The organism is Synechococcus sp. R55.4 (assembly GCF_047461935.1).
In the GTDB taxonomy this organism is placed as follows: Bacteria; Cyanobacteriota; Cyanobacteriia; order Thermostichales; family Thermostichaceae; genus Thermostichus.
In genome coordinates, this window is sequence record NZ_JANSIF010000002.1 from 1 (window position 1) to 14,507 (window position 14,507).

General features: G+C 59.0%; 16 protein-coding genes. 9 read left to right on the forward strand and 7 right to left on the reverse strand.

All coding sequences use genetic code 11. From position 1 onward, the window contains the following. The first annotated feature begins 167 nt into the window (after positions 1 to 167). Positions 168 to 257 (forward strand): cytochrome b6-f complex subunit PetN, encoded by a 90-nt coding sequence (locus tag NW842_RS00520; protein WP_244349857.1) that lies wholly within the window; start codon positions 168 to 170, stop codon positions 255 to 257. Positions 258 to 348: 91 nt separating this feature from the next. Continuing rightward, complete coding sequence (locus tag NW842_RS00525) at positions 349 to 510, forward strand: hypothetical protein (protein WP_011434030.1); 162 nt, start codon at positions 349 to 351, stop codon at positions 508 to 510. A gap of 23 nt (positions 511 to 533) precedes the next feature. On the opposite strand, the gene NW842_RS00530 is transcribed toward NW842_RS00525, so the two are convergent. The 3 genes from NW842_RS00530 to NW842_RS00540 all read right to left on the reverse strand — a co-directional run bounded on the left by NW842_RS00530 (position 534) and on the right by NW842_RS00540 (position 4,436). Beyond that, complete coding sequence (locus tag NW842_RS00530; RefSeq protein ID WP_414404799.1) at positions 534 to 905, reverse strand: DUF309 domain-containing protein; 372 nt, start codon at positions 903 to 905, stop codon at positions 534 to 536. A 4-nt stretch (positions 906 to 909) separates the two neighbouring features. Beyond that, positions 910 to 3,408: a GAF domain-containing protein gene (locus NW842_RS00535; protein WP_414417263.1), complete on the reverse strand. Its 2,499-nt coding sequence runs from the start codon at positions 3,406 to 3,408 to the stop codon at positions 910 to 912. Positions 3,409 to 3,623: 215 nt separating this feature from the next. Beyond that, positions 3,624 to 4,436 carry a TatD family hydrolase gene (locus NW842_RS00540; protein ID WP_414357510.1) on the reverse strand — a complete coding sequence of 271 codons (813 nt, stop codon included), beginning with the start codon at positions 4,434 to 4,436 and terminating at the stop codon, positions 3,624 to 3,626. Between the two features lie 174 nt (positions 4,437 to 4,610). Here NW842_RS00540 and NW842_RS00545 point away from each other — a divergent pair, with 174 nt between their 5' ends. Further along, positions 4,611 to 5,198 (forward strand): thioredoxin family protein, encoded by a 588-nt coding sequence (locus NW842_RS00545; protein WP_041437584.1) that lies wholly within the window; start codon positions 4,611 to 4,613, stop codon positions 5,196 to 5,198. On the opposite strand, the gene NW842_RS00550 is transcribed toward NW842_RS00545, so the two are convergent. Beyond that, positions 5,183 to 5,992 (reverse strand): inositol monophosphatase family protein, encoded by an 810-nt coding sequence (locus tag NW842_RS00550; protein WP_414417264.1) that lies wholly within the window; start codon positions 5,990 to 5,992, stop codon positions 5,183 to 5,185. The genes NW842_RS00545 and NW842_RS00550 overlap by 16 nt on opposite strands. Positions 5,993 to 6,054: 62 nt before the next feature. Between NW842_RS00550 and NW842_RS00555 the strand changes: the two genes are divergently transcribed. Continuing rightward, positions 6,055 to 6,699 carry a biotin transporter BioY gene (locus NW842_RS00555; RefSeq protein WP_414417265.1) on the forward strand — a complete coding sequence of 215 codons (645 nt, stop codon included), beginning with the start codon at positions 6,055 to 6,057 and terminating at the stop codon, positions 6,697 to 6,699. A gap of 180 nt (positions 6,700 to 6,879) precedes the next feature. Next, positions 6,880 to 7,320, forward strand: a complete 441-nt coding sequence (locus tag NW842_RS00560) for a hypothetical protein (RefSeq protein WP_414357513.1) — start codon at positions 6,880 to 6,882, stop codon at positions 7,318 to 7,320. A 98-nt stretch (positions 7,321 to 7,418) separates the two neighbouring features. Here NW842_RS00560 and NW842_RS00565 read toward each other — a convergent pair whose 3' ends face one another. Both NW842_RS00565 and NW842_RS00570 read right to left on the reverse strand, forming a co-directional pair. Next, positions 7,419 to 8,636, reverse strand: coding sequence for an RNA-guided endonuclease InsQ/TnpB family protein (locus NW842_RS00565; protein WP_414417266.1), 1,218 nt, complete (start codon positions 8,634 to 8,636; stop codon positions 7,419 to 7,421). A gap of 274 nt (positions 8,637 to 8,910) precedes the next feature. Then, a complete protein-coding gene (locus NW842_RS00570) occupies positions 8,911 to 9,027 on the reverse strand; it encodes a photosystem II reaction center protein I (RefSeq protein ID WP_011434021.1) in 117 nt (38 codons plus the stop codon). Positions 9,028 to 9,412: 385 nt separating this feature from the next. Between NW842_RS00570 and NW842_RS00575 the strand changes: the two genes are divergently transcribed. Continuing rightward, complete coding sequence (locus NW842_RS00575) at positions 9,413 to 10,372, forward strand: lysophospholipase (protein ID WP_414417267.1); 960 nt, start codon at positions 9,413 to 9,415, stop codon at positions 10,370 to 10,372. A 25-nt stretch (positions 10,373 to 10,397) separates the two neighbouring features. Continuing rightward, positions 10,398 to 11,384 carry a porphobilinogen synthase gene (gene hemB, locus NW842_RS00580; RefSeq protein WP_414356717.1) on the forward strand — a complete coding sequence of 329 codons (987 nt, stop codon included), beginning with the start codon at positions 10,398 to 10,400 and terminating at the stop codon, positions 11,382 to 11,384. 11 nt (positions 11,385 to 11,395) lie between these two features. On the opposite strand, the gene NW842_RS00585 is transcribed toward hemB, so the two are convergent. Then, positions 11,396 to 11,938 (reverse strand): hypothetical protein, encoded by a 543-nt coding sequence (locus NW842_RS00585; RefSeq protein ID WP_414375629.1) that lies wholly within the window; start codon positions 11,936 to 11,938, stop codon positions 11,396 to 11,398. 214 nt (positions 11,939 to 12,152) lie between these two features. On the opposite strand from NW842_RS00585, the gene NW842_RS00590 reads away from it, so the two are divergent. Both NW842_RS00590 and NW842_RS00595 read left to right on the forward strand, forming a co-directional pair. Then, on the forward strand, positions 12,153 to 13,346 hold the full coding sequence (locus NW842_RS00590) for an RNA-guided endonuclease InsQ/TnpB family protein (RefSeq protein ID WP_414417268.1): 1,194 nt from the start codon (positions 12,153 to 12,155) through the stop codon (positions 13,344 to 13,346). A gap of 229 nt (positions 13,347 to 13,575) precedes the next feature. Beyond that, the gene (locus NW842_RS00595) at positions 13,576 to 14,496 is read left to right on the forward strand and encodes a TIGR01777 family oxidoreductase (protein ID WP_414373609.1); all 921 of its coding nucleotides are present in this window, start codon (positions 13,576 to 13,578) and stop codon (positions 14,494 to 14,496) included. Positions 14,497 to 14,507 lie beyond the last annotated feature (11 nt).

The window sequence follows — 14,507 nt, forward strand, 5'->3', positions numbered from 1 at the left end:
GTACTTCATCAAAGCGCATTCCTCCCGGCACTGACCCTACGGGTACAGTGCGGGGCTCCTGCGATTTCTAGCTGAAAACAGGTGTTCGTAGATGTCCGTTGACAAGGGATCTCCTCTCGTAAAATGGGATCACCTCGAGATAACCCCTCTTTAGCTGGGCTAGACCTATGGACATCATCACCCTTGGCTGGATTGCCGTCCCCACCTTCTTCGTTCTTTCCATTGCCCTGGTGGTTTGGGGGCGCAACGGCATGTAATTTGTCATGCCTGGATTGAGCCTCACATCCATCTTGCATTCATCTTGTTGTTCCTGCCGCCGATATTGACGGGGTTACCCCCGCTCACACCATGGAAACCGATCTTCCCTTGGTCGCCCGCATCGCCTACGGAAGCATCTTTTTGCTGTTGACAGCCGTAACCCTGGGCGTTGGCTACATTACCTTCATCGACTGGCGGGATCGGCGGCGACGCAACGAAGTTGAGCGCAAAGCCCGTCGCTCCAAGCGCTAGCGCCGCTGTTGGGCCTGCTCAGGTCAGTCTTCAACCCAACTCAGGGTGGGGATGGCCAGGTAAGGCAGGGGATCCTGGGGTTGCAGTTGAGAAAGATGCCGCAGGATGCCCTGGTTAGCCTGCCACAGGGCTTGCACATCCCATCCAGCGTAGGTGGGCAGAAAGTCCGCCAGCTTGCGGTTGGCCTCCCCCAACAGGATCATGCAGCCGCGGCGGTTGCCGTTTTGCAGGTGATAGTAGGCCACGGCGGTTTGCAAAAGCCCCTGGTAGAAGCGCCGCTCTGGATCCACTGCCTCCATCCACAGGGCCTCTAGGGTGTCGTGGCAGGCGTAAAATTCCCCCCGGTTAAACTGCTCGGCGGCCAGACGCAGCGCTTCTGAGGGGGCGTCGCTCATGTCGCTAGGCACAGGCCAGGGGGGATGTCTGCACAGGCAGGGATCCCTGCGGCAGCACCAGGGTAAAGCAGGTTTTGCCTTGAGAGCTCTCCACCGAGACGCTGCCCCCCAGCCGCTGCATCCACTGCTTGACCAAAGCCAGGCCCAGGCCGGTGCCGCCCCGTTTCCAGGGATCCCCGCTGGGAATGCGGTAAAACTTCTCGAAGATGCGCTCCTGCTCGGCAGGGGGAATTTCCACCCCCTCGTTGATCACCCGAATTTCCACCTGCTGCGGGCCAGAGCGCTGCGCTGTTACCCAGATGTTGCACCTTGGGGGAGTATACTTGCAGGCGTTGTTGACCAGCTCCTGCACCACCCGCTCCAGGCCACCTTGATCGGTGAGCACCTTGCCCACATTTGGCGCAATCTGCCACTGCAACCGTTGCTGGTTGGCCTGGGCCCGCTGTAGAAACGGCTCCAGCACGCTGGGCAGCCAGGTTGCCAGCGGCACTTCTTCCAGATGGAGCGTTTTGGATCCCTGCTCCAGCCGCTGCAGATCCAGCAGGTCGTTCACCAATTCCGCCTCCCGCTCACACTCCTGCTCCAAAATCTTGAGATATTGCTCTCGTTTTTGGGGGGCGCGGGCGGTTTTCAGCAGTTGGATGGCCATCCTCATGTTGGTGATGGGGGTGCGCAGCTCGTGGGAGACGGTGCTCAAAAAATCATCTTTGAGGCGGTTGAGGCGCTCCAGCTCACCAATTTGCTGCACAGAAGCCTGGTAGAGGCGGGCCTGGCGGATGGCAATGGCGCAGTGATCCGCCACCTGCTGCACCACCTGCACCTCCAGTTCATCAAAGCACTTGGCTGCCGGCTTCACCAGCCAGAGATCCCCCAGCACCCCTTGGTCATCCCGCAGCGGGCACACCAGCAGGGTCAGCCCTTCCCGGCGGGGGATCCAGCCCTGCCCAGGCAAATGGCAGAATTGCACCGCTTGACCCCCTTGCAGGTGCCGGTAGAGATCGGGGTAGTCGGCCAAGGTCAGGGTGATCCCGCCGACGGGCGGTAGGGCAGAGGTGTATTCGTAGCGCACCGTGGCTTGGCCGGCTGCCCAATCGTAGAGACAGAGATCGCACCCTTGGATGGACAGCCCCAGAGCCAACTCCTGCACCACTGCCCGCAGGATCTGGGCTTCCTCCAAACTGCTGCGCACCTGGTCGGTGACCCGCTGCAAGAGGGCATCCATAGCCAGAGATCGCTGCAGGGCCGCCGTCCGCTCCTGCACCTCCTGCTCCAGACGGGCGTTGAGGGTTTGCAACTGCCGGTAGAGCTGATTTTGCGTAATGGACAGGGCCAAATGTACCCCGACCCGACTCATCAGCTCTTGCTCTGCAGCTGACCAAGCCTTAGGCTCGTCAATTTTCAGCTCCCGCCAGGCAGCAAAAGAGATCAAAGGCAGTTCTTGTCTGGGATCCCCCTGGGTAAACCAACGGTAGCCCGCCCAGTGGGTTTCTTGGTAAACGGCCCCGCGAAACACGCTCAGCCAGCCCACCGGCTGGTCATTCCAGGCGAGCTGGGCCACCAGCAGGCCACGAATGGGTGTCTGCTTCATCTGCTCTTGCAGCTCCGGCCATTTCTCCAAGTGGGAGAGCGACCACATCTTCACCCAGCCCCCCGCTCCTCCGGCCCTTCCGAGCTGCTCCTGTAGCCAGGTGTCGTAGCTGGCCGGGGGTTGCACGCCATGACAACAGAGGGTATCTGAGCCCATAAAGTGGATCCGCAGCCGTGCCCCGATCCCCTGCAAACCGGCAGCAAGCTGCTCCAGCACCGTGGTCAAGGTCGTCTCCGGGTGCAGGGGCGAGTAAACTAGAGCAGCAATTTGGTTGATGAGGCGTTCCTGCTGCGCCTTCTGCCGCGCCTGCTCCAGCAATTCCGCCTGAGCAATGGCAATGGAAACTTGATCCGCCAGCAACTGCACCACCTGCAGCTCTTCTTGGGAGTAGGGACGAGGCTCAGCATGATGGGAGACCAACAGCCCCCATAGCTCCTGGTGATGCATCAGGGGAACCACCAAGGAAGAGGCCACCCCCATGGATTTCAAATAGTGAACATGGCAGGGATCCACGGGCCGCTGCAGCGGCTCGCCCAGAGGAACCCTAGCAGACAACCCCCAGGACTCCGGCTGGCTGATGGAACGGCTCTGCGCCTCCACATCCACAATCACCCGCACCTGAGCTAGGCGAAACAACCGCCGCGCCTCCTCGGGAATGTCCCCTGCCGGAAAAGTCAGCCCCAAGAGCGAGGGCAGCCGCTCCCCTCCTCGCGCTTCCGCCACCACCGTTCCGTGACCTTCGGGATCAAAGCGGTAAACCTTCACCCGATCCGTTTCCAGAAAAGACCGTATCTCTTCCGCTGTTGCCTTGAGGATTTCCTCCAGCTCCAGGGATTGCCGAATCTGGTGGGTGATGCGGTTGATGAGGGCATCTCGGCTGGGTCGAGCTGCGGCAGCCCACGTTTCAGTATCCATAGTTGCAAGCCCCTAGCCCCTGGAATTAGCGGAAAGTACCTAAAAATACATCCCTTTTTTCCAGCATAGGATGCCCTTGAGAAGAGCAGTCGGAGTTCAAAAGAAAAGTTAAAGAAAAAGTTAAAAATGGTAACTCAGGGTTTCCCGAGTTGGAATCGCCTGAGATCTGGAGCCGGGAATGGCCTACGGTCCACCCGCGCCATCGGAAAGCAGAGCTAGAGGAGAGGCAGCTGAAACAGGCGAGCGGCATTTTGGCTGGTTTCTTCTGCCAGTTTTTCCGGTGGGATCCCAAGCAGCTCCGCCAAGGTTTGGGCCACCCGCTGCACATAGGCCGGCTCATTGCGTTTGCCGCGGAAGGGGGTGGGAGCCAGAAAAGGGCAATCGGTTTCCACCAAAAGCTGGGATAGGGGCACCTCCAAGGCCGACCGGCGGACAGTCTCGGCATTTTTGAAAGTAACAATGCCGCTGAAGCTGATGTAGCAGCCCAGCTCGACAAACAGCCGCGTCTCCTCCGGGGATCCGCTCCAGCAATGCATCACCGCCCGCACTGGCCCCCCCGTGGCCATGGCCTCCTTGAGGATGGCGTAGGTGGCTGCTGCCGCCTCGCGGCAATGGACGATCAACGCCAGATCCTGCGCTTGGGCAATGGCAATCTGGGCCCAGAAGGATTCTTTTTGCCGCTCGATATCCGCCGGGTTGGACTTGTAGAAATCCAGGCCCGTCTCCCCGATAGCCACCACTCGCTCGTCGCTGGCGGCCAGGTGGGCGATCTTTTCGGCCAAATCGGGCTGCCACTGGCCCGCCTCCAAAGGGTGCAGCCCCACCGACAAAAATACTTCCGGATACTGGTCGGCAATGGCCTGCAACTGGGGGAATTCTGCTGGTGTTACACAAGAATGCACCAAACGCCGGATCCCCGTCTGACGCCAGCGCTCGGCCACCTGGGGCAGATCCGCGGCAAAATCGGGGTAATTGAGGTGGACGTGAGTATCCACCAAAGGAGCAGCAGGTAAGACGGCGGTGCTCAAGGCTCAGCTCCCCAACAATCGTGTTGCCAACCTTATCCAATTGTAAAAGCTGTCCCCGGCCTGCTTGGGATCCCTTCTGGCGCTCCCGTTTGCCGGCGAGATCCCCTTGCGACGGCTCCTGTGGGAGCAGGATGATCCACAATGATTGAGGAAACCTTACGCTGGAGGTTTGTTATGGCCCGTACCCCCTCGACCATGCTGCCTTTGGGCACCCCAGCCCCTGACTTCAGCCTGCCGGATGTGGTGAGCGGCCAAACCATCTCCCTCTCCACCTTTGCCGACAAGCCGGCCCTGCTGGTGATGTTCATCTGCCAGCACTGTCCCTATGTGAAGCACGTGCAAGAGGAGCTGGCCCGCCTTGGCAGAGATTACAAGGATCGCGGCGTCGGCATTGTAGCCATCAGCGCCAACGATGTGGAGAAATACCCGGATGACAGCCCAGAGAACTTGAAGAAGATGGCCGAGACCTTGGGCTTTACCTTCCCCTTCTGCTACGACGAAACCCAAGAGGTGGCCAAAGCCTTCACCGCCGCCTGCACCCCCGACTTTTTCTTGTTCGACGCGGATCGCAAGTTGGTCTATCGGGGTCAACTGGACGACAGCCGTCCCAGCCTGACCGATGTGCCGGTGACGGGCAAAGATTTGCGGGCGGCGCTGGATAACCTTCTGGCCGGCAAGCCCATCGATCCCGACCAAAAGCCCAGCCTGGGCTGCAACATCAAGTGGAAACCTGGCAATGAGCCTGCTTATTTCGCTGGGTAGATCCCGCTTTTTTGAATCACGGCCAGGGCCTGTCGATGCAAGCTGGGGTTGGCCGCCGCCAGCACTTCTCCGGTGGAGGTGCGGGTTAAGGGATCCCCTCGCCAATCGGTAATCACGCCACCGGATCCCTCAATCACCGGCACAAGGGCAGCAAAATCGTAGAGGGCAAGGCCACACTCCATCACCAGATCCACACAGCCGCTGGCCAGCAGGCCGTACTGGTAGCCATCGCCGCCATAGGAGGTGATGTGAACCGCCTGGCTGAGCCCCTGGAAGCACCGTTGTTGGTCGGGTTGGGTGAACAAATCAGGGGTGGTACAGCTCAAGTAGGCGCGGCTGAGGTCGGTATTGGCCTTGGCTCGGACGGCTTGCCGGTGGGAGGGGGTTATCCATTGAGTGGGCTGTCCCCGTACCCCCAGCCAGCGTTCGCGCAACACCGGTTGATCGATGATGCCCAAAATGGGGCGGTCTTCTTCCAAGAGGGCAATCAGAGTAGCAAAGGTGGGCTTGCCGGTGGAAAAGGCGATGGTGCCATCCAAGGGATCCAAAACCCAAGTGTAGAGGGATCCCGTCTGGTGAAAACCAAACTCTTCGCCAAGGATGCTGTGTTCTGGCACTTGGGCCATCAGCAAAGCCCGCATAGCTCGCTCTGCCTCCCGGTCGGCCACCGTCACAATTGGGGAGCGGGCCTCTTTGTATTCGGCTTGCAGTTCTCCGCGAAACAGGGGGCGAATCACCGCTCCGGCAGCATCGGCCAGGGCCTGGGCCAGTTCAATCCACTCTGCCTTGACCACCTTTTGCCCACCCTATTTGCGCGTCTCCCCTCTTAGCATAGAGTAAGGGTTTCCCCCCGGTTATGCGGTCTGGCTTGCTCTTAACTCCTCTGGAATGGCTTTGGACGGCGATTGGGGTCCTCCTGACCATTTTGGGCACCCTAACCCATTTGAGTTTTCCGCCCGGGCTGCCTGGGTTGGGGGGATACAGCTTTTCGCTGCAAATTGGGGGCGTGTTGCTGACGGCTTGTTTGGCGGGGCCGGTGGCGGCGGTGTGCGCCCAGATCGTCTACCTAGGGTTGGGGCTGGCAGGGCTACAGGTGTTTGCCCAAGGGGGAGGATGGCAGTACCTGTACCAGCCCGCCTTTGGCTACTTGCTGGGGTTTTTGCCGGGAGCTTGGGCCTGCGGGACGATCGCCTTTCGGCAACGGGATCCCTATCCACCCCCTTCTCCTCTGGCCCGCCAACGTGCTGTCGATGGGAAGCGGTGGGCAGAAGGGATCCCTGACTCCCCGGTGGGCCTCCAAGAGCTGGGATCCGGCAGCTTGGTGGCTTTGGCCTTGGTTCACCTGACCGGGATTCTCTACCTTTTGGCCACACAACCCTGGAATGGGGAGTTGCTGAGGTTGATAGGGCTTTACTCCGGCTATACTCTGCCGGGACAGATCATCGTGGCCAGCTTTGTTGCGGTGATAGCGTTGCTGTTGCGGCGCTTGCTGCTGCTCTGAAGCGGAGGAACCAACTGTGCGCAAAGGCCCATGCAGATTTGGGTCGTGGCGCATCTTTTCTCAAGCTGCAGAGGCAGAAAGTAACTTAGAAAAGTAACTTAGAGCTGTGCCGCTCAAGCGGTGGTACAGATTCTGGTCAAGTCTTGCCAGGATGGATGGGTTTGCGTGAGGAACTGCGGGATGCAACGGACTGCTCTCACCCTTTTGGCCACCGGCCTTTTGGCCACTGGGCTGGCTGCTTGTGGAGATGGCGGCAGCTCAGGGGGCTCGATCCTGCCCCCACCCCAAGGCCCAACGGTTTCGTTTATCAATGCGCCCACCTCGGTGCGGGTGGGCACCTCCACGCCGGCCTTCACGGTGCAGGTGAGTGTGCCCGGCGGTGCTCGTCCAACGCAGTTCCTCGAGCTGGAAACTTTCAACCCCAGTGGCGTGCGCGTGCAAAGGGAATTCTTCAGCCCACAGCAGGCCGGCTGTAACCCTGGGGCCACCTTTTGTAGCTTCAGTACCGATTTCCGCGTTGCCCTCGGGGATCCCGTTGGCGTTTGGCAGTTCCGGATTACCGCGTTTGACCAACAGAATCGCTCCGGATCCCAGACATTGCTGATTACAGCCTTCCAGTAGGCAAGCAGAGTTGCCGGTTTTGGGGTGAGGCCACTCACTCTAGAGGGGAATGGCCGCCACAGGTCGTGCCAGCGGGACGGAGTTGCAACAAGAGTAAACTACCCGACCCTGACTGCTTCGCAGTACAGGGCGGGCTTTCGGTAGCCCTGCAGTTGGCAAGCCAACCACGAACCTCTAGGCTGGTTTACAGCAGCCCCCAAAAGCGCAATCACATTCGCACCATTCAAATCCGCATCCCCTTCCCATCCACAGTGTCCACACTTAAACTGCTTCCCACTGCGATAGGATTGCGCAGGGTCGGGATGAATGTGCAAACACCGGTGGCAGGTCTGCGACGTGTAGGCAGGCGGAACAAGAATCAGAGCAACCCCTGCACGCAGAGCCTTGTACTCCAAAAATTGACGGAGTTGATAAAACGCCCAACTATTTGCCCGCCTACGCTCTGTCTTGCTGTGTGGCTGTTGATTGACCCTTTCCCGGATCCCTGTCAGGTCTTCCAGGGCAATAGCGCTGTTTGTGGTCTTTGCCCTAGAGACAATAGCTTTGGAGATGCGATGATTGACCCACGTTTTTGCTACGCAACGCTGACGCGACTGAAAGCGTCTTTCCTTGCCAGACAGCCGTTGCAACAGTTCTCTGCATCTGCGCCGCGAACTGCGGGTGCCCTTACTGGCTTTGCGTTGAAGTACCGCCCTCAACCGCGAGTGATGGTCTCGGACTTTGTTCAACTGCTGTCCATTCCAGTTATCTCCTTCCGATGTATGAGCAATATCCGTCCTTCCCAAATCCACGCCCAGCACTCTATCCGTGCCTTGCGGTGGGCACGGTTCCGTTTCCACACAGATTTGAATGGAGTAGAAACCGTCTTTGCGCTTGACCAGAGTGGCAGATTTGGGATTGGAGCCTGCCAACTGTTCTCTCTGGTAACGGCCAATCGCCAGCTCAAAGCGCTCCCGACCCTCCACCGTGGTCAGCGACACCGTCCAGTCTTTCTCGCGAAACGAAAAGATACGGGCATCGTAGGTCGCAAAGCCTCTCTTGAACGCTTTGACCGGACGGTTTTTCTGTCGGGCAACTTTACGGGCACCGGCCAGCCGTCTGCAGACCTGCTGAGCCAAGTTACTGGACAAGCCAAACCGAGCGCGAATCTGGTAATAGCAAAGGGACTGGAGTTTGACTGCGTTGACTACTTTTTCTGGTGTGTTTTGGTTGACCCAGTTCAACGCCTGCACAAAGGCATCCATTGTCGCATCCAACTTTGCGGCTTGCGACTGGGACACCTTGAGCTTGCAGGAGACGGTCAGGACTTGGGTCATGGTTCTATCATAACTTCCGCATTCCTCCCGACACTGACCCTACGGGTACAGTGCGGGGCTCCTGCGATTTCTAGCTGAATCTCGCTCACCGCTGCTGCAACCCATGACCAGCAGCAACTTTGTCGCTACCCCGCCAGCAGGAGCTCCCTGGGCATCCGTTCTCCCATAGCTAGGGCAACCAGCAAGGTTCGGCAAAAACAGGGCCAGAGGCATGCTCCCTCAAGCGATGAGCCAGTTATCACTGGAGTTCGCAAGCTGCCCAAGGCGGGATCCCCTACTCCAGGTCTCGACGGTTGGGGTTGCGTGAGGGGTCGTTGCTCAAAAAACCAAACACAAAAAGCCCCACAAAAAAGATGACAACCGCGTAAACAGAGATTTTCAGTAACAGCATAGTTTCAGCAACCCGTTTCCGACTGAGTGAACTGATGAAGCGATAAGGCAATGGTAAAGCAAGGGTGAACCACCCCAGAGAGGGGATCCCGTCAAACCTGAGACCCCGCAAAACTTCTTCACAACATCATACCTCTCAGAGGGCCTTTTTCCCGCAAATGGCCCCAGTCTCCCCCCGAGAGATCCTTTCATCCCATCCTCAGAAAAGGCTGCAAAGCCCGGCATGTCGGGGATCCCCGGCAAGAGCAGAGATTGTTAAGAAATATGCTGAGCTGGAAACAAAGATTGCAACTCCTCAGCGGCAGCAACGCTCGCGGGCGACCGGGACATAGGAAGATATAATTTGCGGCTTTGCCGGTCTTGCCGGACGTGTGTTGGATTTGCCCATGCCTTTTGATCGGTTAGGTGACTTAGAGGCTCTGGATGGGCGGTCGGAAACTCAGCCGCAAACTGCGTCGGGGATCTATCGGCCCCAGGAGTTGCCGCTTTCCGATGGGATCCCAGCTTTTCTGCACCACTGGCCCCAGGGATCCCCTTGCGGACGGGTGTTGCTTTTGCACGGTAAAGGGGATCACGGCGGCGGGTTTTGCCCTTTGGCCGGCGAGTTGGCTGCTCAAGGGTGGGAGGTTTTGGCGCCTGACATGCGGGGATTTGGTCGCTCCGGCGGGATCCGCTGCTGGATCGACCGCTTCAGCCAATATCAAGCGGATCTGGAGAGGATCGCCCAGCAGGTCTGGCCGCAGAAAGGGATCCCGCAGATCTGGTGTGGGTATAGCGCGGGGGCCAACTGGGTTACGGAATATGCCCTCGCCCATCCCGACCAAGTGCAGGGCCTGGTTCTCATCTCTCCGGCTTTTCGCATCGACCACTATTTCACCCCTTTTACCCACGCCCTTCTGCAAGTTTTGGACAGGGTTATTCCCCAGTTGGCCTTAACTGGCCTCTACGAGCCGGCGCGGGTGACTTCCCTACCCGAGCAGCAAGCCGCCTTTGCGGCGGATCCCTACATGTGCGGTGTGACGCGGGCCAGATTTACAGCCGAACTGGTGCGCAGTGGACAGCGCTGCCTTGATCAAGCCCATCGGCTCTGCCTGCCGGTTTTGCTGCTTTACACCTCTGCCGATATCGTCGTCAATCCTGCGGGAGCTGTGGATTTTGCCCGTCGGCTGCCCCAGGGAGAGATCCACGATTTTCCCCGGTCGCGCCACGATCTTTTGCACGACTGCCAAGCCGAAGCGGTAAAAGAGACCCTTCGCCGCTGGCTGGCTCGGCATTTTCCCTCTGCCCCGGATGTCGCCCCTCGCCCAACGACCAGCTCAGCCCCTACCGACCTCATGGCAAAATAGAAACGCCCTCTTTCCCCCTGCTCTCATGAGCCAAGACCTGATCTACCGTCCCCGTCGGCTGCGGCGCACAGAGGCCTTCCGCCAGATGGTGCAGGAAACCCACCTGCGGGTGCAGGATCTGATCTATCCCCTGTTTGTCATGGAGGGGGAGAACCAGCGGCAGGAAGTGGAGTCGATGCCCGGCTGCTACCGCTACACCCTAGACCTGCTGCTAAAGGAGGTGGAAGAAGCCGCTCAACTGGGGATCCCGGCGGTGGCCCTGTTCCCGGTGGTGCCGGAAGAGAAAAAGGATCCCACCGGGCGGGAGTGCTTCAACCCGGAAGGCTTGATCCAGCGGGCGGTGCGGCGGATTAAACAGGAAATCCCCGAGATCTTGGTGGTAACCGATGTGGCCTTGGATCCTTACAACAGCGACGGCCACGACGGCATTGTGCGGGATGGGGTGATCCTCAACGACGAGACGGTGGAAGTTTTGGTCAAGCAAGCCCTCTCCCAAGCAGAGGCGGGAACCGACATTGTGGCCCCCTCGGACATGATGGATGGTCGCGTCGGCGCCATTCGGGAGGCCCTGGACGACCAAGGCTATACCGATGTGGCGATCCTGGCCTATTCTGCCAAATATGCCTCTGCCTTCTACGGCCCCTTCCGCGATGCCCTGGGATCCGCGCCCAAATCCGGAGACAAGAAAAGCTATCAAATGGATCCCGCCAATGCTCGGGAAGCCATCAAAGAGGTGGAGCTGGACGAAGCCGAGGGGGCGGACATGGTGATGGTGAAGCCGGCCCTGGCCTACCTGGACATCATCTACCGAGTTAAGGAATCGACGGATCTGCCCGTAGCTGCCTACAACGTCAGCGGCGAGTACGCCATGATCAAAGCCGCCGAACAAAAAGGCTGGATCGACGGCAAAAAAGTGATGATGGAATCGCTGCTGGCCATGAAGCGGGCCGGTGCCGATATCATCCTCACCTACTTTGCCAAAGAGGTGGCCTTGCTTCTCAAACAAGCCTAGGCAGAGGCAGCCTACGGCCTGGCAGACGGCTGGGTGGACTGCCCGATCCAGGAAGGGTGGGTGTTCTTCTCGTCGTCCGCCACCCAGGTACTGGGATCCACCAAACGCACCTGAATTTGATTGCGTGGCACCCGATTCAGCCGTTCCTTGATCAGGGCCTCCTGCTGCAAGGGATCCATACCTCGATCCACCCCCTCCTGCAGCCGAGAAATCCGAGTGGACAAGACCTCGATATGCCGCTCCAGAACCTGGAGACGGTGGTGCTGAGCCAACTGCACCGGCAAGAGGCGATACAAACCACTGAGGGCAGCCGCCGTAAACAAGACATTCACCCCGATGTGACAGGCCATCTCCCAGACTTGAGGCTCGTGGCCAGGTTCTTGCCGTCCGCGCCGGCGGGAGCGCTGGACAGGGATCGTCCGCCGACCGGAAATTGGGAGAGAGGAGGGAAACCCTGCCCGCACCAGGGATCCCTGCCCTTGGGAGCGATGCACTCGTGGAGCAACAGAGATGTCCAGCCGAGGCCCAGCAACCTGCTCTGCACGCACAGACACGTGGCGAGCCGGGGTACGGGAAGAAGACTTGGGTATCACGGGTGAAGGGAAGAAAATAGGGGGACGATGAACCACCTCTGCTGCCAAGAAGCGCAGCTAGGGCCTATTGAAGCCGATTTTTCCAGGTGTGTCAGCTTACTAGCGCAGGAGCCCCGCACTGTACCCGTAGGGTCAGTGCCGGGAGGAATGCGCTTTGATGAAGTACAATGAACCTATGAGCCAAGTCCTGACCATCTCCTGCAAGCTCAAGGTGTCCCAGTCGCAAGCCGCTAAATTGGACGCGACGATGGATGCCTTTGTGCAGGCACTGAACTGGGTCAACCAGAACACGCCGGAGAAGATCGTCAATGCGGTCAAACTGCAATCCCTTTGCTACTACGAGATTCGCGCCCGATTCGGCTTGTCTAGCAACTTGGCCCAGCAGGCCTGCAGACGGGTGGCAGGCGCTCGCAAAGTGGCGAGACAGCACAACCGTCCAGTTAAAGAGTTCAAGCGTAGGTTCGTTACCTACGACGCACGTATCTTCTCGTTCCGCGAGAAAGACTGGACGGTGTCGCTGACCACGGTGGAAGGGCGAGAGCGCTTTGGACTGGCCATTGGCAACTACCAGCGTGGAATACTGGCTGGTTCCAACCCCAAAGCCGCCACCCTGGTCAAGCGGGAGGACGGCTCCTATTACATCCAGATTTGCGTAGAGGAGAAGCCACCCAAGCAACAAGATGCCGACAAGGTGATCGGGGTGGACTTTGGAAGGACGGATATCGCTCATACCTCAGAAGGGGACAACTGGAATGGACAGCAGTTGAGCCGAGTTCGAGACCACTACTCCCGATTGAGGGCGGCACTCCAACGCAAAGCCAGTAAGGGCACACGCAGTTCGCGGCGCAGATGCCGTCAACTGCTGCAACGGCTGTCTGGCAAGGAGAGACGCTTTCAAACGTGGGTCAATCATCGCATCTCCAAAGCCGTTGTCTCTAGGGCAAAAGCTACCAACAGCGCTATCGCTCTGGAAGACCTGACGGGGATCCGGGAAAGGGTCAATCAACAGCCACGCAGCAAGACAGAGCGTAGGCGGGCCAACAGTTGGGCGTTCTACCAACTGAGGCAGTTTCTGGAATACAAGGCGAGAGTTGCGGGGGTGACTGTGGTGCTGGTGCCGCCCGCCTACACCAGCCAGACCTGCCACAAGTGCCTGCACATCCATCCCGACCCTGCGCAATCCTACCGCAGTGGTAAGTCGTTCAAGTGTGGACACTGTGGATGGGAAGGGGATGCGGACTTTAATGGTGCGAATGTGATTGCGCTTTTGGGGGCTGTCGTAAACCAGCCTAGAGGTTCGGGCCTGTTTTGTTCTCTGGTAGAGCAAAGCAGGCTCAGGGCTGCTGAAAGCCCGCTCCGTACCGCTTAGCGGTCGGAGTCGGGTAGTTTACGCTTTGCCGCAAAACATTTTTATTCTTGGGCTTTCTTGGGCTCTGCCACTTCGCCAAGCTCAGCAAACGGATGGCGGGATCCCAGGCAATGGCCAACGCGGGGCAGGAAACGCGCTAGGCTAGAGGTTCGAATAGCGGAAAGGCTCTGCACCGTTCAAAGGACAAGGGCGGCACAGGGCTTGTGCAGATGCAAGTCGGATCCACATCATGCGCATTGTCATCACGGGTGGAAGTGGTTTTATCGGGCGTCGCTTGGTGGCCCGTCTGCTGGAGCAAGGGGATCAGGTTTTGGTCTTGACCCGCCGCCTGGAGCAGGCCCGCCGCATTTTGGGGGAATCCCCCAACCTCAAGCTGCTGCCCTACGATCCCTACCAACCGCAAGCCTGGGCAGCCGCCCTGGAAGGGTACGAGGGGATTGTCAACTTGGCCGGAGAGCCTTTGGCTTCTTCTCGCTGGACAGAGACCAAGAAAAAAGAAATCCGTCGTAGCCGTGTGGAAACCACCCAGGCCCTTGTCCAAGCCCTCGCCTCCCTCAACCAAAAGCCCCAGGTGATGATCAGCAGCTCGGCGGTGGGTTACTACGGATCCCATCCAGAAGGGGATCCCCTGACGGAGACGGATCCCCCGGCCCAAGATTTTCTGGCAGAAGTCTGTCAAGCTTGGGAAGCTGCCGCCCGGCCGGTTGAGGAATTGGGGATCCGTTTGGCCATCCTGCGCACGGGGATTGTGTTGGGGCCGGATGGAGGAGCGCTGGGGCAGATGCTGGCCCCCTTTCAGTTCTTTATCGGCGGAACGATCGGCTCCGGCAAACAATGGCTGTCTTGGATCCACCGCGAGGATTGGGTGAGCTTGGTCTGCTTCCTGCTGGAGCAGGGATCCGGAGTGTTCAACGCCACCGCTCCCAACCCGGTGCAGATGGAAGAGTTTTGCCGAACCTTAGGCCAGGTCTTGGGTCGCCCCTCTTGGTTGCCTGTGCCGGAGCTGGCGTTGGAACTGCTGTTGGGCGAGGCAGCTCAAGTGGTTTTGACGGGGCAGAAAGTGATCCCGCAAGCGGCTTTGCAGATGGGCTTTACCTTCCAGTACCCACAACTGAAAGAGGCATTACGACAGATCCTCCTCCCCCGCTGACTTCTCTCTAC

Coding starts and splice junctions, on each gene's coding strand:
- NW842_RS00530 (WP_414404799.1), bottom strand. CDS start 905: ATGAGCGACGCCCCCTCAGAAGCGCTGCGTCTGGCCGCCGAGCAGTTT.
- NW842_RS00555 (WP_414417265.1), top strand. CDS start 6,055: ATGCGGTCTGGCTTGCTCTTAACTCCTCTGGAATGGCTTTGGACGGCG.
- NW842_RS00570 (WP_011434021.1), bottom strand. CDS start 9,027: ATGCTGTTACTGAAAATCTCTGTTTACGCGGTTGTCATCTTTTTTGTG.
- NW842_RS00520 (WP_244349857.1), top strand. CDS start 168: ATGGACATCATCACCCTTGGCTGGATTGCCGTCCCCACCTTCTTCGTT.
- NW842_RS00575 (WP_414417267.1), top strand. CDS start 9,413: ATGCCTTTTGATCGGTTAGGTGACTTAGAGGCTCTGGATGGGCGGTCG.
- NW842_RS00565 (WP_414417266.1), bottom strand. CDS start 8,636: ATGACCCAAGTCCTGACCGTCTCCTGCAAGCTCAAGGTGTCCCAGTCG.
- NW842_RS00545 (WP_041437584.1), top strand. CDS start 4,611: ATGGCCCGTACCCCCTCGACCATGCTGCCTTTGGGCACCCCAGCCCCT.
- NW842_RS00595 (WP_414373609.1), top strand. CDS start 13,576: ATGCGCATTGTCATCACGGGTGGAAGTGGTTTTATCGGGCGTCGCTTG.
- hemB (WP_414356717.1), top strand. CDS start 10,398: ATGAGCCAAGACCTGATCTACCGTCCCCGTCGGCTGCGGCGCACAGAG.
- NW842_RS00535 (WP_414417263.1), bottom strand. CDS start 3,408: ATGGATACTGAAACGTGGGCTGCCGCAGCTCGACCCAGCCGAGATGCC.
- NW842_RS00560 (WP_414357513.1), top strand. CDS start 6,880: ATGCAACGGACTGCTCTCACCCTTTTGGCCACCGGCCTTTTGGCCACT.
- NW842_RS00525 (WP_011434030.1), top strand. CDS start 349: ATGGAAACCGATCTTCCCTTGGTCGCCCGCATCGCCTACGGAAGCATC.
- NW842_RS00590 (WP_414417268.1), top strand. CDS start 12,153: ATGAGCCAAGTCCTGACCATCTCCTGCAAGCTCAAGGTGTCCCAGTCG.